Here is a 19,920-nt window from a genome sequence, read left to right as displayed (position 1 = left end):
TCCTATGGACGAACGGCGCCTGCGCTACTTCCTCGCCGTCGCCGACACCGAGAGCGTGACCCGCGCCGCCCGTCGGCTCCACATCACTCAGCCGTCGCTCAGTCAAGCGCTACGCAGCCTCGAGGCCGAGCTCGGCGTCCAGCTGTTCGACCGCAGCGGCGGCCGCCTGCGGCTCTCCGACGCCGGCACGGCGCTGCTGCGGCCCGCCCAGCGGGTCCTCGAGAGCGTCGCGGAGGCGCGGGAGGCGCTCACTGACGTCGGGGCTCTTCGCAGCGGGTCGGTGCGGATCGCGACCCTCGCGACCCTCGCCGTGGACCCGGTCGCCGGGCTGATCGGCCGCTTTCGGGCCGCCCATCCGGGGGTTCGCCTCAGCGTTGTCGAGCCCGAGACCGCCGACGGCGTCGCCTCGCTCGTCCGCAGCGGCTCGGCCGAACTCGGAGCCGCCCACCTTACCGCCACGAACGTCGGCCTCGTCGTCGCCCCGCTCGGAGTCCAGGAGCTGCTGCTCGTACTGCCCCCCGGAACCCCCGGCGATCCCGGTCGCCCGCTGTCCCGGACCGAACTCGCCCGGATTCCGTTCATCGTGAGCCCGCCGGGAACCTCGACGCGGACGCTGCTCGAACAGGCGCTCGGGGCGGTCGGGATCGCGCCGGAGATCGCGGTGGAGACCGCGGCGCGCGAGTCGGTCGTCGCCCTCGTCCTCGCCGGGGCGGGGGCAGCGCTGCTGCCCGCCCCCCTCGCCGCGGAGGCCCGGCGGCGGGGGGCGACCCTGCGTGCGCTGCGCCCGGCCATCACCCGGCCGATCGGCCTCCTGCACCGGGACCGGCCGTTGTCGACCGCCGCCGCTGCGTTCCTTGCGCTCGCCGTCGACGCGCCGCCCCGCGCGACCTGATCCACGCGCGGCCGGCGTCCCCCTCCGTGCTCAGGCGGGGACCGACACGCGAGCGCGCCGAGCCAGGAGCGTGTGGGTGAGCCAGATGAGGAAGCCCAATGCCGAAACACCTGCGGCGAAGGTCATCACCCCACCCCAGCCCGCACTCGCATGCAGGACACCGGCGAGGGCCGACCCGGCCGCCCCGCCGACGAACACAGTGCCCATGTAGACGGTGTTGATCCGCGCGCGCCCCTCCGGGGCCAGCGCGTAAATCTCCTGCTGGCTGAGGATCTGGTGGCCCTGGACCCCGAGGTCCAGGAGCACGCCGCCGACCGCAAGCGCGATGAGGCTCGACTCACCGATTCCGGCGATCACCATCGCCAGGGTCGCCGCGGCGAGGGTTACCCCACTCGCCCACCCACCGTGGCCGTGGTCTCCAAGCCAACCGGCAAACGGGGCGATCGTCGCGCCAGTCGCCCCGACGAGCGCGAACAGCCCGATGTCGGCCTGGGAGAGGTGATGGCGGTCGATCAGGACGTAGGCGATCGTGCTCCAGTAGGCGCTGAAGGCCATGAACATCATCGCCTGGCAGGCGGCGCGGCGACGCAGCGGACCGAGCTCGATCGCGTAGCGACCGACCGAGCGCATCAGCGACCCGTACCCGGCGTGATGGTCGGGCTCCCGGGTCGGGAGGAAGCGGGCGAGGATCACCGCAAGGATCAGCATCAGCGCAGCGGAGATGTAGAAGATCGCCCGCCAGCCAAGCAGGGCGGCGATCTCCGAGGAGACGGTGCGGGCGAGCAGGATCCCGAGCAGCAGGCCGCTCATCACCCGGCCGACGATCTGGCCGCGCGACTCCTCCGGGGCGAGGTGGGCGGCGAACGGAATGAGGATCTGGGCGACGGTGGAGAACAGCCCGACGAGGAGCGAGGCGATCAGGAAGATCGCGAGGCTCGGCGCGACCGCGCAGAGCGCGAGGGCGACCGCGGCGGCGAGCAGCATCACCGGCGTGAGGCGACGCACCTGGAGGAGATCGCCGAGGGGCAGGACGAAGATGAGGCCGGCCGCGTAGCCGACCTGGGTGAGGGTGACGACGACGGTCACCGTCCCCTCCCCCACCCCGAAGCTGTGGGCGAGCAGCTCGAGGATCGGCTGGGCGTAGTAGAGGTTGGCGACCGACAGTCCGCAGGCGAGGGCGAGGATGGCCGTGAGGACGCCGAGGCGCCGGGGAGCTTTCACCGGTGGGACCAGACACGCAGAATCATTGCGTAGTCAAGTATATCGGGCTCAACTGGCGGCTTGTGCGCGAACGCACGCCGAGAGGCGCCCGCGGGCTCTGTGCGTTGCCGGGGTCCATCCACCCCGGCCGCCACCGCCGGGGTCAGCGCCTCAGCGTTCGGCGAGCGCGTTGTGGGCGGACTTGCGCGTCGGCTTGCCCGTGCCGCCCATCGGGGTGCGGTGACCGGGCGGAATGCGGTGCTTCTCGTGCGTCGGGAAGTAACGGGAGGCCGGAACCTCCCCCCCACCCTGGGTCGGCATCGTCTGGTCGGTCGGGATCGACGGGGTCGCGCCGCCGGACTCGGTGTCCTGGTTCGTCGCCTTGCACACACCGCTGGAGGGGACGTACGGCGCCGTCGCCGGCAGCCCTGCGGGCCAGGTCTCGTCGGTGCGGCTGTGGAACATCGTCGAGGTGAGGTCGCCGACGAGCTCGCTCCGCCACGCCGACACGTTCGGCACCTCAACCCCGAAGCGGGCGGCGATGAGCTTGAGCTGGGAGGTGTGGTCGAACAACTCGGTGGCGACCCGGCCGCCACGACTGAACGGAGAGATCATCAGCCCCGGCACCCGGACCCCGAGCCCAAGCGGGCCGGTGATCCCGAGCGTTCCCGGATCGGGGTCGCCGACCTTGGGGGCGGTGGCGGTGAGGTACTCGCCGGGCGTTCCGGGCGGCGCGGTCGGCGGGGCGACGTGGTCGAACCAGCCGTCGTTCTCGTCGTACATGAGGAAGACGGCGGTCTTGGACCACACCGCCGGGTTGGCCACGAGCGCGTCGAGGACGAGGGAGGTGAACCACATCCCGTTGTCCGGACTCGAACTGGGGTGCTCGTCGAATCCGAGCGGGGGAATGATCCAGGAGACGCTCGGCAGCGTGCCGGCACTGACGTCCGCGACGAAGTCGGAGGGGAAGAACTGGCCGAACGCCTTCGCGTACAGGGGCGAAAGCCGGTTCCGGAAGGCGGTGAAGTACGGCAGGATCTGGTCGGTGGCGGTCATCACCTCCGGGTTGGCGATCGGGTCATAGAGCGCCGGATCCCAGGTCGGGAACTGTGACAGACCGGCGTACTTGGTTCCGGCCAGGCCGCTGTTGGACGGGTTGTAGACCTTCCAGGAGACGCCGGCGTCCTCGAGCACCTCCTGCATCGTCGGCCAGGTGCAGTTCCACACCACGTCGGGCGTGAAGTTCGTGTCGGTGATCGGGCCGCCCTGCCCGCCGGCCGGGTCGATCGTGCCGGTGTTGGCCATGATCCGGTTCGGGTGGGTCGGTCCGAGGATGGAGGCGTGGTAGGCGTCCAGCAGGGTGAAGTGGTCGGCGAGCGCGTAGTAGAAGGGGAGGTCCGCGCGGGTGTAGTACCCCATCGTCATCGCCCCGCGGGGGCCCTCATAGGCCGATGAGGTGTGGACCTTGACCCAGGAGTCCATCTTCCCGCCGTTCCAGCACAGGTGCATCGGCCCCCAGTCGTGGGTGAGGTCGTCGGTGCATTCGAAGCCGTCGCTCGAGTTGAGGTGGAAGGGCAGCAGCGTGTCGGCGGGGAACAGGCCGGCCGGAGCATTCGGGTAGGCCTGGGCGAACACGCCGAGGGCGTCGCGGGGATGATCGTCAAAGCCGCGGCCCTGCTCGTAGGAGCCGAAGTAGTGGTCGTAGGAGCGGTTCTCCATCATCAGGAAGACGATGTGCTCGACGGCCTCGAGGTCGGACCCGTACGGCCGGACGCTGGCCGCCTGGCGGACGAGCCGGGCGGGCGCGCCGCTCGCCCCCCATGCGGCGGCGGGACGGGCAAGGAAGGCGGCGGCGCCAAGGACTCCGAGGTGGTTCAGCAGCTCACGGCGGTTCACCGGGCGCCCGCGCATCGCGTCGGGAAGTTCGAAGTTCATGATCTCACCCTAAGGCGCCTCCACGCCGGACCTGTGACCGCGATGTGACCCTGAGACGAACGCTGTGTGAAGACCTGGACGAACCGGCCAGGTTCTGCGGCTCCGCGAGCTAGCGTCTGGGGGACCGTGACCGTGAAATTATCCCTCATCGCCCTGCTCGCCGGAATCGCACTGGCCGGCCTGCTCGCCGTCGGTTCCCCCAGTCCGGCCGCGGCCGTTCCGGCTCAGACGAGCCCCGCCGGCTCCGCCAACAACCCCGACGGTACGAGCGGCGTGCCGGTCAACACCGTCGCACCGAGTGTCAACCGTCACGGGCGGGTGCGCGTCGGCACGCTCCTGATCTGCCGCGATGGGGTCTGGGCGAATGACCCGACCTCATTCCGGGTGCGCTGGCGGCGCGGGCGCCGGCTCATCCACACCGGAGCGCGCTACCGCGTGACCCGCCGGGACGCGGGGTCTCGGCTGCGCTGCTTCGTGGCGGCAGCCAACCCCCAGGGCCTCGGGGTTCCCGCCCTGGCCGGGACGGTGACCGTTCCCGGCCGGGTCCGGCGGCGCTGACGCTGGGGTCCGCCGGGTCAGTCCTCTCGGCCGACGGCCTCGAGCACATCGAAGGACCACACCTCCGAGGCGGTCCCGACCGGACCGGACTCGCGGTGCTGGGCGTGCCCGGCGCGGAAGTCCGCCGAGCTGACCCACGCCTGGAAGTGCTCCTCACTGGCCCAGTGGGTGACGACGAGACAGACGTTGCGGTCGTCGTTGGGGGCGAGCAGCTCAAACCCCTCGAAGCCGTCCGCAGCCTCGACCCGGCCGGCCCGGGCGGCGAACCGCTGGGCGAACTCCTCCCGACGCTCGGGCGCGACGGTGATCGCATTGATCTTGACGACGGTCATGGGTTCTCCTTCCCGGCCGCCGCGGCGGCCCGGTCCTCGGCGCCCGCACGGTCGGCCCGGGCACGGGCGGCCGCCTCGCGCATCTCGAACAGGTCGGTCGCCCACTCGCCGAGCTCCCGGGTGATGTCCCGCCCGGCGGAGGTGATGATCGCAGCGATCCGACCGACGTGGTCAAAGCCGCTCTCCACGACGGTCTGAAGCGTGTCCTTGGAGATCTCGAGATCAGAGAGGGGCACGGCGTCAGCGATTGTGCCCGATCCGGGGAGTGAGGTGAAGGCTCGCCCGCTCAGGGACGTTCGCGCCGGTAGGCGTCGATCCGCTCCCCGGCCGCCATGTCGACCCCGGTGTAGAGGTCGAGGGCGCGCGGGTTGTCGGAGGCGACGTGAAGGCTGGCGCTCTCAAGGGTGAGGGCGGCGATCGCGGCAAACGCGCTGAGCAGCAGCGCCCGGCCGAGCCCGCGGTGCTGGTGCTCGGGCTCGACGGCGAGCACGGCGATGTAGCCGCCCGCCCGCCCGGGCCGGCGGGCGCCGAGCACCGATCCACACGCCGTCCCGTCCGCAGCGACGACCAGGTGGCTCCACTCGCCCGCGAAGTGACGATGAGAGAGGTGGCGGGCGGCGAACTCCTCCAGCCCCTCCGGGTGGTAGTCGGGTCGCGTGGCGAAGGCCCGGTCATCGAGGGCATGGAGGGCGATCAGGTCCGCGGACGGGTCGATCGGGCGGAGCCGGTAGCCGTCGGGCAGCCGCGGCAGGGCAGGCGGGCCGGTGTCGGTGAAGCGGCGCACCATCTCGATGTAGGAGCGGTCGACGCGGTACCCGCTGGCCTGCAGGAGCGCGACGGTGGGCGCGGTCGTACTCGGGGTCTGGACGCACAGGGGTCGTCCGAGCTCGCCGAGGCGGGCCTCCCCCCAGTGCAGCAGCGCCTCCCGCAGGCCCGGATGGTCATGCTCGGGGTGCACGTCGACGTTGAGCGCCTCCGGGTTCACGGTCGCCACCCCGACCACCTCCCCGTCGACCTCGGCGATCCGCTGGTCGCGGGTGAGGTCAAAGGCCGGGTCGGCCGCCACCCGCTCCCGGATCGTCGCCAGGTCGGCGGAGCTGTGCCCGAGGTGGTGCAGCCCGACGGCCCGGAGGACCCCAACCACGTCCGCGAGGCGATCGTCGGAGCCGGGGCGCAGCTGAAAGCATGCGGCCATCGCCCGGATTATCGTCTCCGGCGATGATGACCTCCGACACCCCCCTCCGCGGGCGCACGATCCTGATGTCCGGCGGCAGCCGCGGAATCGGGCTGGCGATCGCCCGCCGCGCCGCCGCCGACGGGGCGAACGTGGCGATCCTCGCCAAGACCGACACGCCGCACCCGAAGCTGCCCGGCACGATCCACACCGCCGCGGCGGAGATCGAGGCCGCCGGCGGACGGGCGCTCCCGATCGTCGGGGACGTGCGCGAGGAGGCGTCGGTCGCCGCCGCGGTGGCGGCGACCGTCGACCGGTTCGGCGGGATCGACATCATCGTCAACAACGCCTCGGCGATCGACCTCTCCCCCTCCACGGAGCTGGCGATGAAGCGCTTCGATCTGATGCAGGCGATCGAGGTGCGCGGCACGTTCCTGCTCACCCGGGAGGCGGTCCCCCACCTGCGCGGCTCCCAACACGCCCACATCCTCACCCTGTCACCGCCGCTCAACCTGTCCGCGCGCTGGCTCGGCGCCCACGTCGGCTACATGCTCGCCAAATACGGCATGACCCTCGCCGCGCTCGGCTTCGCCGCCGAGTTCGCGCCCGACGGGATCGCCTCCAACACGCTGTGGCCGGCGACGGTGATCGCCACCGCGGCGGTGCAGAATCTCCTCGGCGGCGACGCGACGATGGCGCGGGCGCGAACCCCGGAGATCATGGCCGACGCCGCCCACGCGATCCTGTCTCGCCCCCCGGGCGAGCGGACCGGACAGACGCTCCTGGATGAGGATGTCCTGACCGGAGTCGACCTGTCCGCCTACGGTCCGTCCGACGCCCTGGCGGACCTGTTCGTCGACTGAGGGCAGCTCAGGCGGCACGAACCCGGCGGCGGGCGCGGCGAAAGCCGGGAGGCGAACCCGGGCGTCGTCCCGGCCGCGTTCAGAGATCCCGCAGCGGATCGGTCCAGCGCAGACCGCTGAACCGCGAGAAGTCGGCGTCGCAGGAGTTGAGTTCCGCGCCGTGCTCGAGCTTGCGGACGGTCTCATCGTCTTCGAGCTGACCGGCGAGCCGCAGCGCCTTGTCCAGATCGATTCCCGGACGCACCCCGAGCCGACGCGACACAGATGCACGGACACCGCGCATCAGTATCCGTGAGCCGTCCTCGGCTTCACCCGCGAAACTCAGGCGCCCCCGCGCAGGCCCTCAGCCATCCCGACGCGCCCGCAGGCGCGGGATGATGTCGGCGGCGAACTGGTCAAGGGCCCGGGTCTGGTCCTCGCCGGGGAAGTGGAAGATGAGCTCACTGAAACCGAGGTCGGCGTACCAGCCGATCTTCTCGGCCACCTCATCCGGGTCATTGGAGACGATGAAGCGCTGGTGGGCGCGGTCGGCCGCCGCCTCGGCGAGCCGTTCCATCTCGAGCGGGTCCTCGGTGCCGCCCTTCTCCTCCGCGGTGAGCGCGAGCGCGGCCCACGGCCGGCAGGCCGCCTTGGCGTAGGCGGCGTCGTGATCGTAGGAGACCTTCACCTCGATGTTCTTGACGATCTCGCCGGTGTCCCGGCCGACCGACTCGGCGCCGATGCGCAGCGCGTCAAGGAGGGAGTGGTAGAGCTCCTCCCCCTTGCCGGAGGTACAGATGAACCCGTCCCCCACCCGCCCGACGAGCTGGGCCGCCTTCGGGCCTCCGGCGGCGACGTAGATCGGGACCGGCTGGGCCGGCTTGTCGTAGATCGTCGCCCGGGCGGTCTCGTAGTAGACGCCCTCGAAGTCGACCCGCTCGCCGTTCCACAGCGCGCGGATCAGCTCGATCGCCTCCGCGAGCCGGGCGGAGCGCTCGGCGAACTTCGGCCACGCGGCGCCGGTGGCGGGGGTCTCGTTCATCGCCTCCCCCGAGCCGACCCCGAGCACGACCCGGCCCGGATAGAGCGCCCCGAGCGTCGCGAAGCTGTGGGCGACGACGGAGGGGTGGTAGCGCAGCGTCGGGGTGAGCACGCTCGTCGACAGGGTCACCCGCTCGGTTGCCTGCCCGAGCGCGCCGAGCCAGACGAGCGCGTTGGGGGCGTGCCCGCCGTGGTGGCGCCAGGGCTGGAAGTGGTCGGAGACGGCGATGATGTCGAAGCCGTGGGCCTCGGCGGCGACGGCGAAGTCGAGGAGTTGGCGGGGCGGGAACTGCTCGGCGGAGGCTTTGTAACCAAGACGGAGGGGCATGGATCTATTCTGACGCGGTGCCCGTCACGCGCCTCTCCGTCGCCGTGGCGGTCTACGTCACGGTCGCCCTCTTCCAACTCGTCGCGGTGCTGGTGATCGGTGGCGGCTCCCTTACCGTGCCCGGGCTCCTGGTCGCCGTTCTCCTGTTCGGCGGGCTCGCGGCCGGCCGACCCGCCGCCTGGTGGATCCTGTTGGCGATGAACACGGTTGGCCTCGCCGCCATCCTCGCGATCGTGGTCGGCGCCACGGGGCGGGTGCTGTGGGCCAACGTCGTCGTGCTGGCGGTCACCGGCGTCGCGATGGAGGCGGTACTGCTGTCGGCGCCGATGCGCCGCCACGTCGCCTCGCGTGGGCTGCGCCTCCGCGCCCGCAGCGGTGTCGGCCACCCGCGCCGGTGGCGGCGCCTCGTCGGGCGCTAGCGTCCGCTCTGCCGGCGGGCCTCCCGGCGGGCGGCGATCCGCTCGGCGCGCTGGTCCTCCCGCGCCCGCCGGGTGGCGTTGGACCGGTCCGCGGCCGCGCCATGGAGGGCCGGTGAGCGTGAGCTGGCAAAGCCGGTGATGAGCCGTTCGACACCGCCGGCGCCGCAGCTCTCACACGGCGGCGCGGGGGCGTCCATCCCGGCCCGGGCCTCGAACGTCGCCCCGCAGGCGGGGCAGTGGAAGTCATAGAGCGGCATCGGGGGATCCACACCAACGATGCCACAGCCCGCTCGCGGATCGCCTGCGGGGCGCGGCGGTGCACCGAGTGCGATTTTTCGTCGTGACGACGAATCTGTGCACACCGTCCGGCACCGTCAGACCGATACCCGCGCCGGGAGGCAAACACTCAGAGCAAGACGGTCCTCTCCGCGACGGCGGCTCCGGCGATGACAGCGAACTCGATCGCGTCCGAGGCGATCAGGTAGGGCACCGCCCAGGCCCCGGCCCCGCACTCACGGGCGCGGGCGCGCATCGCCCGCAGGTAGCGGCCGAGGATCAGCCGCCGCAGCCAGCGCGGCCCGAGCAGCGACAGGAGCGCCTGGGCGAGCATGTAGTGCCACACGTTCCAGAACACGTGCCGGAAGAGGATGGTGCGGGCCTGAGGGTGGACCTTGAACAGGTGGGCGGCGCCCGCCCACCGGGTCTGAGCGGCGACGCTGGCCATGGGTCCGAGGTGCACGACCTCATGGAGGACGACGGCCTCGGGCACGAACCGGACCCGGGCACCGAGGGCGAGCGCCCGCCAGCCGAGGTCGGTGTCCTCCCCGACCGGGCGCGCCGCGAGGCCCCGAGGTCCGAACGTCTCGTCGAAACCGTGCAGGCGCTGAAGCAGCGCCCGCGGGTAGAGGATGTTGCAGGTCTCAAAGCGGCCGTCGGCGGCCTGCACGGAGACGATCCGCGCCCCGAGCGTGCTCGACCGGGCGCGGAGGCCGTCCGGGTCCGGGTTGGTGCGGCCCTGCAGGATGACCGTGTCGTCGCCCTCGCCGTCGGCCACCGCGAGCAGTCGCTCCAGCCAGCCGGCGGCCGGGACGCAGTCGTCGTCGGTGAAGGCGACCCAGCGGCCCCGGGCCGCCCCCCAGCCCGCGTTGCGCCCACCGGCCGGACCGCGGTTCTCCGCCAGCCTGAGCGGAACGAGCCGAGCCCCGAGGGTCGCGGCGGCCTCACTCAGCACGGCCGCGGTCGCCGGGCCGGACCCGTTGTCGACGACGATCACCTCATAGACCTCCGGCGCGAGACTCTGGCCGGCCAGGGCGATCAGGAGGCGGCGGAGAGCGACGGGACGCTCGAAGCTGGAGACGACGACGGAGATCCTCGGGCGGGACGGTTCGGGTCGGGAAACCTGGGGCGAGGCCGGGTACATCGCGGCGATTATGGCCGCGGGCGCCAGCGCGGCCGGTTCGGAACCCGCCGGCCGAGCGCGAAGGCGAACGCGCCGATGATCTCCAAGAGCGCAAATCCGGCCCGCTCGCAGTCGCCAGCGCGGAGCGCGGCAAGCGCGGCCCCGACCTGACGGGCGATCCGGGCCGTGAACGCCGCCGCCCCCGCTGCGGGGAATGAACCGGGGTGACGGCGCTCACACCAGGCCGCACCGGAGCCGTGGTCGACGAGTTGGCGCAGCGAACCGGCAAGGGTCGGACGGGCCCGGTGGGCGACCCGAGCCTCCGGGCGGGACTGCAGCGCCCATCCGGCCGCCGCCAGCCGGAAGCAGAGATCGGCGTCCTCCCCCGCCCGGATGTTCTCACCGAAGCCGCCGACCGCCCGGAAGGCACTTGCGCGCACCGCGACGTTGGCCGACTGGGCGTAGGGGAAGGCGGGGCGGTTGAGGGTGACCGTCTCATGCATCTGACCGCGGGCGACCGCATGCCGGGCGGCGGTCCCGGCATGTCCGGGTCCGAGAACGTCGACGATCCCTCCGGCGAGCACCCCGACCCGAGGGTCCGCACCCGGCCCGAAGTACGCCTCGAGCAGGTCAGGGTAGGGCTCGGTGTCGGCGTCGATGAACACAAGCCACTCCCCACGAGCCGCGGCGGCTCCACGGTTGCGGGCAAACCCCGGTGAGGGGACCCCATCGGCGGCGTGGAGACGCACCCGGGGGCCGAGCGGGCGGCTGTGGGCGCCCGCCCGGTTGTCGGCGACGATCACCTCGTCATCGGGGCCGAGGCGAACCGCCGCGAGCCGTGTGACGAGCGCGTCAAGATCGGCATCGCTGCCGGCGAAGGGAACGACGAGCGACACCGGCGGCCGGGGCCGCGGATCCGTTCCGCCGGTCAGTGGCGGCTGGGGGTGAGCTCGCGCTCGGCCTGGGGGAAGTCGAGCTCGGCGAGCGCCTGCTCGTACTCGTCATAGCTGCGCATGATCCGCAGCCACCGCCAGCCGGGCTGGCCCGCCAGTTCGCGGCGGCGATCCGGGTCGCCGGGACGAACCCGGTCGCGGTCACGGGGCTTTGCCGGCGCCTCCCGGATGGGCACGGCGACGGCGGCCACCTGACGCTCCCGTTCGGCCCGGTTCCGGCGCAGCCGGTCATGCTCGGTGAGCGCCCCGGAGAGGTCGACGGTCTCCTCCGCGAGCAGGCTCGCCTCGATGTGGGAGCGGAGGGTGACGAGCTCGGTGTGACTCGCCAGGCGAGGCCGGCGGCGGCGCTTGGCGACCCCGCGGAAGCAGAACTCGTCCCAGGCGCGGGCGAAGGCGATGAAGTTGGTACGCCCACCGGCCCGGTGGGCGGCGAGCATCGGGCAGACCCCGTCGGCGGTCGAGTACGCGCCGACGACGATCGTGTTGTTGTCGATCCCGACGAGCATCGCCTCCCGTGTGTGGCGGGGGAGGCAGTCGATCGCCCGGCGGAGGACGCTGAGCTGTGAGGTTCGGGTCCGTGGCATAAGCTCGGGCCATCCTAAACCGCCCGTCATCTCCTCGGGAAGGGATCTCCTCTCCACGCACCGGAAATTGCAGCCCTCTCCCGCGCCGGTGATCCGATCGCGTCGCATCCTTCTCGGCGCCTTCGGCCAGCCCGGCCACACCTTCCCGATGCTCGCGCTCGGCGCCGAGCTCGTCCGCCGTGGCCATCAGGTCCGGTTCGAGACCTGGAGCCACTGGCGCGACGCGGTGGAGGCGGAGGGGATGGCCTTCACCGCCGCCCCCGAATATCCGGTGTTCCCGACTCGTGAACGGCCGCTGCAGCCCTATGAGGCGGTCGTGTTGGCGACCGCTGAGACGCAGGAGACCGTACGGGCCTTCGCCCCCGACCTCGTCGTCCACGACATCCTCACGCTCGCTCCAGCGCTCGCCGGGGAGCTTGAGGGAGCGGCCGTCGCGACGCTCATCCCCCACCTCTATCCGGTCGGCGCGCCCGGCTTTCCTCCGTACGCGAGCGGGGCTCGGCTGCCGCGGACCGTGCTTGGACAACGCCTGTGGGAAGGCCTGAGTCAGCCGTTGGAGGCTGGCCTGCGCCTCGGGCGTGACCAGCTCAACGACACCCGCCGGCGCCTCGGTCTGCCGCCCCGCGCTGATCTGCACGGCGGTCTCAGCCGGGACCTGTGTCTGGTCGCCACCTTTCCCGCGCTCGAATACCCGCGCCGCTGGCCCGCACATGTGCGGGTGACCGGACCGCTGTTCTGGGAGCCGCCCGCCCCGGCCGTCGAGCTGCCCCACGGGGAGGGCCCGCTCATCCTCATCGCCCCGTCCACCGCCCAGGACCCCGGCCAGCGGATGCTCGACTGCGCCCTCCGCGGGCTCGGCGGACTGTCCGTCCCCTCGTTGTCGGGTTCCGGGCGCGCCCGGGTGCGGGTGCTCGCCTCAACGAACCGCCGGCCGCTCGCTCGGGCGGTCCCGGTCCCCACCCCTGAGGAGGTCGCGCTCGTCAACTGGCTCTCATACGCCGTGACGATGCCGAAAGCCGACCTTGTCATCTGTCACGCCGGACACGGGACGCTCGTACGGGCGCTCGCCTGCGGCACCCCGGTCCTCGCCGTCCCCCACGTCGGTGACATGGCCGAGAACGCCGCCCGGGTCGCCTGGGCCGGTGTCGGGGTCCGGCTCCCCTGGCGGCTGCTCACCCCGCAGACGGTCCGTTGGGCAACCGCGCACGCCCTTGATCCAGCCGCCGGCTTCCGCGCCCGGGCGGCGCGACTGCGCGCGTGGGCCGACAGGGAACGCCCGGCCGTCCGGGCCGCCGAGGCCCTCGAGGGCCTGCTGGCGGGCGGGTGACTGGGGAGGTGGGACTCGAACCCACAACCACTCGATTAACAGTCGAGAGCTCTGCCATTGAGCTACTCCCCACAGACGGCGGCCAACTTTAGCGGGCCGGTCCGCGCTCGCCCAGCGCGAGCGCGCTCCGCGTCGGCGTCAGCTCAGAACCGCTCGAGCGCGGCGTCGGACTCAAGCCGGGCGAGGACGGCCGACAGGCTCGCGCGGACCCGCTCGCGCGCGGCGGCGAGTTCCGGGACGCCGCGGCGGGCGAGACGGGCGCGCTGCAGCTCCCGGTCGACCCGGGCGAGCTCGAGCAACAGCCGGGCGTGCTCGAGCTCGTCGGCGCTGACGGTTCGTCCCGCCCGCGCGGCCCGCACCTCGAGAGCGTCGATGGCGACGCTCACCTCGGCCTCCGAGACGCCGGTGGCCGCGAGGGCGCCCGCCTCGGGGGCGCGGCCGAGCAGCCGCAACCGGGCGGCGCGCAGCACCGCGCTCGTCAGCAGGGCCTCGGCGTCGAGGTCGGCCAGCAGCGCTCGGCCGACCTCCCCGCCGGCGAGGCACATGGCGAGCAGGTCCCGCTCGGTCTTGACCCCGAGCTCGACCCCGGTTCGCGCCGTGCCGCCGGTCGCCCGGGCCGCCGTCGGGCTCGCGGGGGTCCAGCCGGAGGACGGGGACGGGTCTGCCGGGGGTGGTCCCGGCGGACCGCCCCCGGCCCGGGCGTGTTCGAGCAGCGCGACCAGGCGGCTCTCGGTCAGCCCGAGCGCGCCGGCGGCGCGGGCGGTCAGCTCGTCGCGCAGGACGCTGGCGGGCAGCGGGCCGAGGATCGGGGCGAGCGCCCGGATCGCCGCGTCCTTGCCCTCGGCGCTGTCACGGTCGGCCCGGGTGAGGAGCCGGTCGACGGCGAAGGCGACGTAGGGGACGCTCGCGGCGACGGTCCCCGCGAGCGCCTCGGGACCGTCGCGACCGATGATCTCCCCCGGGTCCGCCCCGGCGGGAAGGCCGACGACACGGAGGCTCAGACCGGTCTGGGCACACAGCGTCGCGGCGCGGGCCATCGCCTCCTGGCCGGCGCTGTCGGCGTCGAGGCAGAGGACGACGGTGTTGACGAGCCGGACGAGCTCGGCGACCTGCTCCCGGGTGAGCGAGGTGCCCATGATCCCGACGGCGTGGGTGAGCCCGGCCTGATGCAGGGCGAGCACGTCGGTGTAGCCCTCGGCGAGGATGATCGTCCCGCGGCGGGCTGCGCTCGCGCGGGCCTCGTCGATCCCGTACAACACCGACCGTTTCGAGTACATCTCCCCCTCAGCGGTGTTGACGTACTTGCCGAGCCAGTCGCGGTCGTCCCCGGGGAGCTTGCGGGCGCCGAAACCGATCACGCGCCCGCGGACGTCGGCGGTCGGGAAGGTGATCTGAGCGCGGAAACGATCGAAGTGCCGGGACGGGTCCTGACGGGAGCGCTGGATCACCCCGGCGGCGAGCATCTCCGCCTCGACAAAGCCGGCCGCCCGGCAGCCGGTGAGCAGGCGGTCCCAGGCCCGGGGGGCCCAGCCGACCCGAAAACGGCGCAGAACGTCAGCCTCGAGGCGACGCTCCTCGAGCAGGTAGCGGCGAGCCGGGGCGGCCTCCGCCGACTCCCACAGCATCCGCTCATAGAAGGTCGCAGCCCGCGTGAGCAGCGCATAGAGACGCTCGCGGCGGGCACGGGCGGCCGCCTCCGCGGGATCCTCGGACTCGGCCTCGAGGGTGACCCCGAACCGCTCGGCGAGCAGCTCGAGGGCTCCCTTGAAGTCGACCCCCTCCGTCGCCATGACGAAGTCGAACGGGTCGCCAGATTCGCTGCAGCCGAAACAGTGGTAGTGCTTCTCCTCCGGCCGGACGTGGAAGGAGGCGGTGCGCTCCTCATGGAAGGGGCAGCAGCCGAAGTAGCTGTTGTGGCCGGCGCGACGCAGCTCGACGCGCCCCTCGATGAGGGCGACCATGTCCACGGCGTCCCGCACCCGGTCGCGGGAATCGGCGCTGTAGCGGGTCATCGCCCTCCCACGGGCCTCGGCGCCGCCATCTCGCCCCTGCCGGCCACGGTTCGACGTCGGCTCACGGGGCGAAGGCGACCGGAACGGTGAGCGCCTGAAACTGGGCGAGACAGAACCGGTCGGTCATCCCAGCGAGGTGGTCGGTCACCCGCCGGGCGAGCGGCCCGGGTGGGATCGTCGCGGGGATCTCCTCCGGGTGGGCGCAGAGGTGGTCAAACAGCGTGCCGATCACGAGGTCGATCTTCGCGTGCTCGGCGGTCGCGGCCGGGCCGAGGTAGACGCGCTCGAACATGAACGCGCGCAGCGCCGCCATCGCCGCGCCGGTCGCCGCCCCCTGTACGATCGCCCCGGCCGCCTCCGAGTGCTCGACGAGATCGTGGACGAGGGTGTCGATCCGCTCGGGCCCGGTCTCCCCCAGCGTGTCGATCAGCCCGGGCGGCAGGTCATCGGGCCCGATCACCCCGGCCCGCAGCGCATCATCGATGTCGTGATTGAGGTAGGCGATCCGGTCGACAACCCGGACGATCTGGCCCTCGAGGCTGCGGGGCGGCTCCGCGCGGCCGGAGTGGCCGAGGATCCCGTCACGGACGGGGTCGGTGAGGTTGAGCCCGGCGCCGTCACGCTCAAGGCAGTCGACGACCCGCAGCGACTGCTCGTTGTGCCAGAAACGCTCGCCGAACCGCTCGGTCAGGCGGCGATGCAGGGCGTCCTCACCGATGTGCCCGAACGGCGGGTGGCCGAGGTCGTGGCCGAGGCCGACCGCCTCGACGAGGTCCTCATTGAGCCGGAGGGCGCGGGCGACCGTGCGGGCGACCTGAGTGACCTCGAGCGTGTGGGTGAGGCGGGTGCGGTAGTGGTCGCCCTCGGGGAGGACGAACACCTGGGTCTTGTGCTTGAGCCTCCGGAACGCCTTGGAGTGGACGATCCGGTCCCGGTCACGCTGAAACGGGGTGCGCAGGCCGCAGTCACCCTCCGGCCGGGCGCGGGCGGCCGGGTAGGAAGGGGTCGCAAGCGGACTCAGTTCGCGCTCCTCCCGGGCGCGGGCGCGGGCGTGGAAGGCGGCGGCGACCGGGCCGCTGGGGTGGGTCCTGATCGCCGGGGTGCTCACGGCTCGATTGTGACAGCGACGGGGGTGGCGGCGGGAGCGGTTCTAAGCGGCGAGTGGGCGCAGGCGCACGTTCGCGTGCTGCTCGGCGGTCTCCCGGATCGCCCGCTCGGCTTGGGCGAGAGCACGCGCCGAGGCGACCGGGGCGCCGGTGAGCGGCTGGCCGACGGCGGCGACCATGAACCCGTACGCCTCCTCGCCGAGCGGGAAGGCGCCACGTTCGCAGGCGGCGCAGACGACGCCTCCGGCGGCGGCGGAGAAGGCACAGAGGTGGTCGCGCTCCCCGCAGCTCGCACACGATCCGAGCTGAGGCAGGATGCCGGCGGCGAGCAGCAGCTTGAGCCGGAAGGCGAGACCGTTGGCCAGATGCGCGAGCTCCACGGTTGCCACCGCGTCGAGGCCGGCCGCGAGCAGCGTGAGCTCGTTCGCGAGCAGGGTGTAGACCTCCGGATGCGGGTCGTCGGTCTCAAACAGGCGTGCGACCGCGTCGGCGGCCCTGGCGGCGCCGTCGAGAGCGGCAGCCGACCCCCACAGGCCCGGACGCGCGTCGATCGTGTCAGCCCCGGTGACGGTCGCCAGCTCCGAACGGCCCGTCCGCAGCAGCAGCGCGACCTCCATGAACGGCTCGAGCCGGGCGCCGAAACGGGAGCGGGCCCGGCGGGCGCCCTTGGCGATCGCCGAGACTCGCCCGTGGGCGGGGGTGTAGAGATGGAGGATCCGGTCAGCCTCACCGTAGCGGATCGATCGCAATACGATCGCGTCTGTCTTGAGCGAAAACCCCACGCTATCCTTTCTGAAGTATGGCAGAGGTCACCGTTTACTCCACCACGATGTGCCCGTTCTGTGAGGGCGCCAAGGCGCTCCTGAAGAAGCGGGGGGTCTCCTTCAACGAGATCATGATGTCCCGTTCGACCGAGGACCGGGACAAGCTCGTCGCCCTGACCGGCGGATGGTCCTTCCCCCAGGTCGTCGTCGGCGACAACGTCGTCGGCGGCTTTGAGGAGTTGCGGGCCGTCGACCGTGCCGGCAAGCTGTCAGAGCTGCTCACCCTGACGGCCTGAACGCGGCCGCCGCGGGTCAGCGGCGGAGGCGCCGCGGCCGGCGCTGACAGCGCTCGCAGATGTGGGTTCCGCGCCCGCCGACGACGAGCTTGCTGATCGGCGTGCCACAGACCGGGCAGGGCTGCCCTGTGCGCCCGTAGACGAGGAAGCTGTCCTGGAAGCTGCCGCGCTGACCGTCGACGTGGCGAAAGTCGTCGATGCTCGCGCCCTTGGCGTCGATCCCGAGGGCCAGCGCCGCCTCAATCGCAGTGGCGAGCGCCTTCCAGCGGGAGGCGCTGAGCGCCCCGACGGGCGTGAGAGGGTGGATCCGCGCCCGGAACAGCGATTCATCGGCGTAGATGTTGCCGACCCCGGCGATCTCGCGCTGGTCGAGGATGAACGCCTTCACGGGCGCGGACCGGCCGCGGGCCCGGCGCGCCAACACCGCGGCGCTGAAGGCCGGGGTGAGCGGCTCGGGACCGAGCCGTGCGGCGAGGTGGGCGTCCAGGTCGATCCGGGAGCCGAACAGCTGACCGGTGCCGAACCGGCGCGGGTCGGTAAAGCAGACCCGTTGTCCGGAGTCGAGGGAGAACCGGACCCGGGTGTGGATCGGCTCGGGGACGGGGCTCCACAGCAGGGCGCCGCTCATCCGCAGATGCATGAGCAGCTGGCGGTCCCCATCGAGGCCCCAGATGAGGTACTTGCCCGCCCGGTCGAGGCTCACGACGACCGCTCCGGTGAGCGCCTTAGAGACCGGCTTGGGGTCGACCGGACGGGTCCAGCGGGGATCGAGGATCTCCACGCGGGTGAGCGTCGCGCCGATAAGCTGGGGGGCGAGCTGGCGCCGGATCGTCTCGACCTCGGGCAGCTCAGGCATCGAGGAAAGACCGTCCGGGCAGCTCCTCGAACCGGACGGCCGGTCCTCCGGGGTGGGGGTCGACGGGAACGGGCGGCACAGCGGACCCGCCTCCGGTGAGCCAGGCGAGCGCGCTGGCGCCGACGTCGGCGAGGATGCCGTCGTGGCGGCCACGGGATCCGGGGAAGACGGCGAGCAGCGGTGCGTACTCGCGCGTATGGTCGGTGTGCGCGGCGGTGACGTCGACGCCGTGGTCGGCGGTGAGGATGAGCAGGTCACCCGGACCGAGGCGGTCGAGCCACCGGCGGAGGTGATCGTCGATTTCCGCGAGGGCGGCGGCGAAACCAGGCGCGTCATGGCGGTGGCCGTAGCGCTGGTCGGTGTCGACGAGGTTGACGAACACGAGCCCGCCGGCGAGCCCCTCCAACAGCTGTCCCGTGACTGCGAGGGCGGTCGGATTGTCGGAGCCTGCGTGGGCGACGTCGACGCCGACGCCTCCCATCAGCTGGCCGGCCTTGCCGACCGTGTGGACCGGGATCCCGGCGGCCTGGACCGCCTCGAGGTAGGAGCGGCCCGGCGGCGCGATGCTGAAGTCGCGGCGCCCGTCAGCGCGGACGAACGCGCCCGGTGAGCCGCTGAAGGGACGGGCGATCACCCGTCCGACGGCGCACTCCGGCGGGAGCGCGTCACGGATCGCCGCACACAGGCGGTGCAGTTCGGGGATTGGCAGGATGTCGGTGTGGGCGGCGATCTGGAGCACCGAGTCCTTGCTCGTGTAGAGGATCACGCCTCCGCCGCGAAGCTGGGCCTCACCGTAGGTGTCGATCGCCTCAATCCCGTTGGCCGGCCGGTTACAGAGCACAGGAGCGCCGGTGAACGCCTCGATCATCGCAACGACGGCAGGCGGGAAACCGTCCGGGAAGGTCGGCAGCGGCGTGGGAGCGGCGACGCCCATCAGTCCCCAGTGCCCGGCCGTCGAGTCCTTGCCCGGGCCGATTGCGGCGAGGCGGCCGTGAAGGACCGGCGCCGCCGTCGGCGTTACCCCGGCGACGGGAAGGATGTTCCCGAGGCCAAGACGCTGGAGCGTCGGCAGCGACAGCCCGCCGACGGCGGTGGCGAGGTGGCCGAGCGTGTTGGTCCCCGCATCCCCGTAGGCCTCGGCGTCCGGCAGCGCGCCGACCCCGCAGGCGTCGATGACGACGATGAACGCGCGACGGGCACCGTTCACGGCACCGCTCCGGCGACCGTCGTCGTGTGCGCTGCCCCGAGGCGGGAACGGCCACCGGAGAGGAGGGCGAGCGAGTGGCGGACGGGTGAGAAGACGCGGCGATCGAGGGCGGGAAACAGCGCCGGCGGGCTGTAGGTCTCCAGGACGATCTCGGCCCCCGGCAGATAGACGTGCTCGGAGCGGATCCGCCGCAGCCGGGCGCCGACCCGTCCGGTGACGTCGAGGATCACCGCACCGGCGCCATCGAGGTGGGTGAGCGCGGTCGCGTTCACCTGCAGGGACGGGTCCCGGCGGCGCGCGGCGGCGAGCAGGGCGGCCCGGCGGACCTCGAGCGCCGCCAGGCTGCTCGCCCCGGTGCTTCCGGGGCGCCGATAGTGCCACAGGGCGATCAGAGCCGGCCCGGAGGAGATGACCGCCACCAGCGGCGGCGGCTCGTCGGTGAGGCTCCAGCCGGCGGGAACGTCGAGGCGGACCCCGTCCTTGGGGTAGGCGATCTGCAGGAACCGGCCCGGCGCGACCGGGGTCGTGAGGCTCGGCAGCTGGACGCGCCGGGCGCAGCCGCTGAGGGCGACGCTGAGACCGACGCCGACGCCGAGGATGAATCCCCGGGCGGCGGGCCGCCGGGCCGCTCGGCACCGGCCCGGCCGGCGTGAGCGCCGACGCTCGGGCCGGTGAAGGTCAGACGGAGTCACGCG

23 protein-coding genes and 1 tRNA gene are annotated in these 19,920 nt (G+C 72.6%); 6 read left to right on the top strand and 18 right to left on the bottom strand.

Annotated elements, in window-relative coordinates:
- Nucleotides 1-4 precede the first annotated feature (4 nt).
- Nucleotides 5-892 (top strand): LysR family transcriptional regulator, encoded by an 888-nt coding sequence (locus M3M55_RS10690; protein WP_249009493.1) that lies wholly within the window; start codon nucleotides 5-7, stop codon nucleotides 890-892.
- A gap of 30 nt (nucleotides 893-922) precedes the next feature.
- Here the strand turns inward: M3M55_RS10690 and M3M55_RS10685 are convergent, their stop codons facing one another.
- Together M3M55_RS10685 and M3M55_RS10680 are read right to left on the bottom strand one after the other, a co-directional pair.
- The gene (locus M3M55_RS10685) at nucleotides 923-2,113 is read right to left on the bottom strand and encodes an MFS transporter (protein ID WP_249009492.1); all 1,191 of its coding nucleotides are present in this window, start codon (nucleotides 2,111-2,113) and stop codon (nucleotides 923-925) included.
- 150 nt (nucleotides 2,114-2,263) lie between these two features.
- Nucleotides 2,264-4,027, bottom strand: coding sequence for a phospholipase C (locus M3M55_RS10680; protein ID WP_249009491.1), 1,764 nt, complete (start codon nucleotides 4,025-4,027; stop codon nucleotides 2,264-2,266).
- 126 nt (nucleotides 4,028-4,153) lie between these two features.
- On the opposite strand from M3M55_RS10680, the gene M3M55_RS10675 reads away from it, so the two are divergent.
- On the top strand, nucleotides 4,154-4,585 hold the full coding sequence (locus M3M55_RS10675; RefSeq protein ID WP_249009490.1) for a hypothetical protein: 432 nt from the start codon (nucleotides 4,154-4,156) through the stop codon (nucleotides 4,583-4,585).
- 17 nt (nucleotides 4,586-4,602) lie between these two features.
- Here M3M55_RS10675 and M3M55_RS10670 read toward each other — a convergent pair whose 3' ends face one another.
- From M3M55_RS10670 to M3M55_RS10660, 3 genes are read right to left on the bottom strand one after another with little or no spacing between them, the layout of a single operon-like run.
- On the bottom strand, nucleotides 4,603-4,917 hold the full coding sequence (locus M3M55_RS10670) for an antibiotic biosynthesis monooxygenase (RefSeq protein WP_249009489.1): 315 nt from the start codon (nucleotides 4,915-4,917) through the stop codon (nucleotides 4,603-4,605).
- Nucleotides 4,914-5,153, bottom strand: a complete 240-nt coding sequence (locus M3M55_RS10665; RefSeq protein ID WP_249009488.1) for a hypothetical protein — start codon at nucleotides 5,151-5,153, stop codon at nucleotides 4,914-4,916. Before M3M55_RS10665 ends, M3M55_RS10670 begins: the two co-directional genes overlap by 4 nt.
- 50 nt (nucleotides 5,154-5,203) lie before the next feature.
- The gene (locus M3M55_RS10660; RefSeq protein WP_249009487.1) at nucleotides 5,204-6,112 is read right to left on the bottom strand and encodes an N-acetyltransferase; all 909 of its coding nucleotides are present in this window, start codon (nucleotides 6,110-6,112) and stop codon (nucleotides 5,204-5,206) included.
- Nucleotides 6,113-6,138: 26 nt separating this feature from the next.
- On the opposite strand from M3M55_RS10660, the gene M3M55_RS10655 reads away from it, so the two are divergent.
- Nucleotides 6,139-6,954, top strand: coding sequence for an SDR family oxidoreductase (locus tag M3M55_RS10655; RefSeq protein WP_371878760.1), 816 nt, complete (start codon nucleotides 6,139-6,141; stop codon nucleotides 6,952-6,954).
- Between the two features lie 79 nt (nucleotides 6,955-7,033).
- Here M3M55_RS10655 and M3M55_RS10650 read toward each other — a convergent pair whose 3' ends face one another.
- On the bottom strand, nucleotides 7,034-7,216 hold the full coding sequence (locus tag M3M55_RS10650; RefSeq protein ID WP_249009485.1) for a hypothetical protein: 183 nt from the start codon (nucleotides 7,214-7,216) through the stop codon (nucleotides 7,034-7,036).
- Nucleotides 7,217-7,297: 81 nt separating this feature from the next.
- Complete coding sequence (fgd, locus tag M3M55_RS10645; protein ID WP_249009484.1) at nucleotides 7,298-8,302, bottom strand: glucose-6-phosphate dehydrogenase (coenzyme-F420); 1,005 nt, start codon at nucleotides 8,300-8,302, stop codon at nucleotides 7,298-7,300.
- A 17-nt stretch (nucleotides 8,303-8,319) separates the two neighbouring features.
- On the opposite strand from fgd, the gene M3M55_RS10640 reads away from it, so the two are divergent.
- Nucleotides 8,320-8,721 (top strand): hypothetical protein, encoded by a 402-nt coding sequence (locus tag M3M55_RS10640; protein WP_249009483.1) that lies wholly within the window; start codon nucleotides 8,320-8,322, stop codon nucleotides 8,719-8,721.
- Here M3M55_RS10640 and M3M55_RS10635 read toward each other — a convergent pair.
- The 4 genes from M3M55_RS10635 to M3M55_RS10620 all read right to left on the bottom strand — a co-directional run bounded on the left by M3M55_RS10635 (nucleotide 8,718) and on the right by M3M55_RS10620 (nucleotide 11,657).
- Complete coding sequence (locus M3M55_RS10635) at nucleotides 8,718-8,978, bottom strand: zinc ribbon domain-containing protein (RefSeq protein WP_249009482.1); 261 nt, start codon at nucleotides 8,976-8,978, stop codon at nucleotides 8,718-8,720. The genes M3M55_RS10640 and M3M55_RS10635 overlap by 4 nt on opposite strands.
- A gap of 149 nt (nucleotides 8,979-9,127) precedes the next feature.
- Complete coding sequence (locus tag M3M55_RS10630) at nucleotides 9,128-10,141, bottom strand: glycosyltransferase family 2 protein (RefSeq protein WP_249009481.1); 1,014 nt, start codon at nucleotides 10,139-10,141, stop codon at nucleotides 9,128-9,130.
- Between the two features lie 8 nt (nucleotides 10,142-10,149).
- Complete coding sequence (locus tag M3M55_RS10625; protein WP_249009480.1) at nucleotides 10,150-11,016, bottom strand: glycosyltransferase; 867 nt, start codon at nucleotides 11,014-11,016, stop codon at nucleotides 10,150-10,152.
- Between the two features lie 32 nt (nucleotides 11,017-11,048).
- Entirely contained in the window at nucleotides 11,049-11,657 is a 609-nt protein-coding gene (locus tag M3M55_RS10620; RefSeq protein WP_249009479.1) for a hypothetical protein, read from the bottom strand.
- Nucleotides 11,658-11,745: 88 nt separating this feature from the next.
- On the opposite strand from M3M55_RS10620, the gene M3M55_RS10615 reads away from it, so the two are divergent.
- On the top strand, nucleotides 11,746-12,984 hold the full coding sequence (locus M3M55_RS10615; RefSeq protein WP_249009478.1) for a glycosyltransferase: 1,239 nt from the start codon (nucleotides 11,746-11,748) through the stop codon (nucleotides 12,982-12,984).
- On the opposite strand, the gene M3M55_RS10610 is transcribed toward M3M55_RS10615, so the two are convergent.
- From M3M55_RS10610 to recO, 4 genes are all read right to left on the bottom strand, one after another.
- A tRNA-Asn gene (locus tag M3M55_RS10610) sits at nucleotides 12,985-13,056 on the bottom strand.
- A gap of 71 nt (nucleotides 13,057-13,127) precedes the next feature.
- Nucleotides 13,128-14,996, bottom strand: a complete 1,869-nt coding sequence (dnaG, locus tag M3M55_RS10605) for a DNA primase (protein ID WP_249009477.1) — start codon at nucleotides 14,994-14,996, stop codon at nucleotides 13,128-13,130.
- 61 nt (nucleotides 14,997-15,057) lie between these two features.
- Complete coding sequence (locus tag M3M55_RS10600; RefSeq protein ID WP_249009476.1) at nucleotides 15,058-16,104, bottom strand: deoxyguanosinetriphosphate triphosphohydrolase; 1,047 nt, start codon at nucleotides 16,102-16,104, stop codon at nucleotides 15,058-15,060.
- Nucleotides 16,105-16,146: 42 nt separating this feature from the next.
- On the bottom strand, nucleotides 16,147-16,884 hold the full coding sequence (gene recO / locus M3M55_RS10595; RefSeq protein ID WP_256469008.1) for a DNA repair protein RecO: 738 nt from the start codon (nucleotides 16,882-16,884) through the stop codon (nucleotides 16,147-16,149).
- Nucleotides 16,885-16,901: 17 nt separating this feature from the next.
- Between recO and M3M55_RS10590 the strand changes: the two genes are divergently transcribed.
- The gene (locus M3M55_RS10590; protein WP_249009474.1) at nucleotides 16,902-17,162 is read left to right on the top strand and encodes a glutaredoxin domain-containing protein; all 261 of its coding nucleotides are present in this window, start codon (nucleotides 16,902-16,904) and stop codon (nucleotides 17,160-17,162) included.
- Between the two features lie 16 nt (nucleotides 17,163-17,178).
- Here the strand turns inward: M3M55_RS10590 and mutM are convergent, their stop codons facing one another.
- Genes mutM through M3M55_RS10575 form a run of 3 tightly spaced genes read right to left on the bottom strand, consistent with a single transcriptional unit; the run spans nucleotide 17,179 to nucleotide 19,917 of the window.
- On the bottom strand, nucleotides 17,179-18,018 hold the full coding sequence (gene mutM / locus M3M55_RS10585; RefSeq protein ID WP_249009473.1) for a bifunctional DNA-formamidopyrimidine glycosylase/DNA-(apurinic or apyrimidinic site) lyase: 840 nt from the start codon (nucleotides 18,016-18,018) through the stop codon (nucleotides 17,179-17,181).
- Nucleotides 18,011-19,225, bottom strand: a complete 1,215-nt coding sequence (locus M3M55_RS10580) for a phosphopentomutase (RefSeq protein WP_249009472.1) — start codon at nucleotides 19,223-19,225, stop codon at nucleotides 18,011-18,013. Before M3M55_RS10580 ends, mutM begins: the two co-directional genes overlap by 8 nt.
- The gene (locus M3M55_RS10575; protein ID WP_249009471.1) at nucleotides 19,222-19,917 is read right to left on the bottom strand and encodes a hypothetical protein; all 696 of its coding nucleotides are present in this window, start codon (nucleotides 19,915-19,917) and stop codon (nucleotides 19,222-19,224) included. The genes M3M55_RS10580 and M3M55_RS10575 overlap by 4 nt, the downstream gene beginning before the upstream one ends.
- Between the last annotated feature and the right edge of the window lie 3 nt (nucleotides 19,918-19,920).

The organism is Conexibacter sp. DBS9H8, from assembly GCF_023330685.1.
Taxonomy (GTDB): Bacteria; Actinomycetota; Thermoleophilia; order Solirubrobacterales; family Solirubrobacteraceae; genus Palsa-465.
The sequence above is the reverse complement of the archived record's forward strand: the minus strand, read 5'-3'. Positions and strand labels throughout refer to the sequence as shown.

Coding starts and splice junctions, on each gene's coding strand:
- M3M55_RS10690 (WP_249009493.1), top strand. CDS start 5: ATGGACGAACGGCGCCTGCGCTACTTCCTCGCCGTCGCCGACACCGAG.
- M3M55_RS10680 (WP_249009491.1), bottom strand. CDS start 4,027: ATGAACTTCGAACTTCCCGACGCGATGCGCGGGCGCCCGGTGAACCGC.
- M3M55_RS10670 (WP_249009489.1), bottom strand. CDS start 4,917: ATGACCGTCGTCAAGATCAATGCGATCACCGTCGCGCCCGAGCGTCGG.
- M3M55_RS10660 (WP_249009487.1), bottom strand. CDS start 6,112: ATGGCCGCATGCTTTCAGCTGCGCCCCGGCTCCGACGATCGCCTCGCG.
- M3M55_RS10655 (WP_371878760.1), top strand. CDS start 6,139: ATGACCTCCGACACCCCCCTCCGCGGGCGCACGATCCTGATGTCCGGC.
- fgd (WP_249009484.1), bottom strand. CDS start 8,302: ATGCCCCTCCGTCTTGGTTACAAAGCCTCCGCCGAGCAGTTCCCGCCC.
- M3M55_RS10635 (WP_249009482.1), bottom strand. CDS start 8,978: ATGCCGCTCTATGACTTCCACTGCCCCGCCTGCGGGGCGACGTTCGAG.
- M3M55_RS10630 (WP_249009481.1), bottom strand. CDS start 10,141: ATGTACCCGGCCTCGCCCCAGGTTTCCCGACCCGAACCGTCCCGCCCG.
- M3M55_RS10620 (WP_249009479.1), bottom strand. CDS start 11,657: ATGCCACGGACCCGAACCTCACAGCTCAGCGTCCTCCGCCGGGCGATC.
- dnaG (WP_249009477.1), bottom strand. CDS start 14,996: ATGACCCGCTACAGCGCCGATTCCCGCGACCGGGTGCGGGACGCCGTG.
- M3M55_RS10590 (WP_249009474.1), top strand. CDS start 16,902: ATGGCAGAGGTCACCGTTTACTCCACCACGATGTGCCCGTTCTGTGAG.
- mutM (WP_249009473.1), bottom strand. CDS start 18,018: ATGCCTGAGCTGCCCGAGGTCGAGACGATCCGGCGCCAGCTCGCCCCC.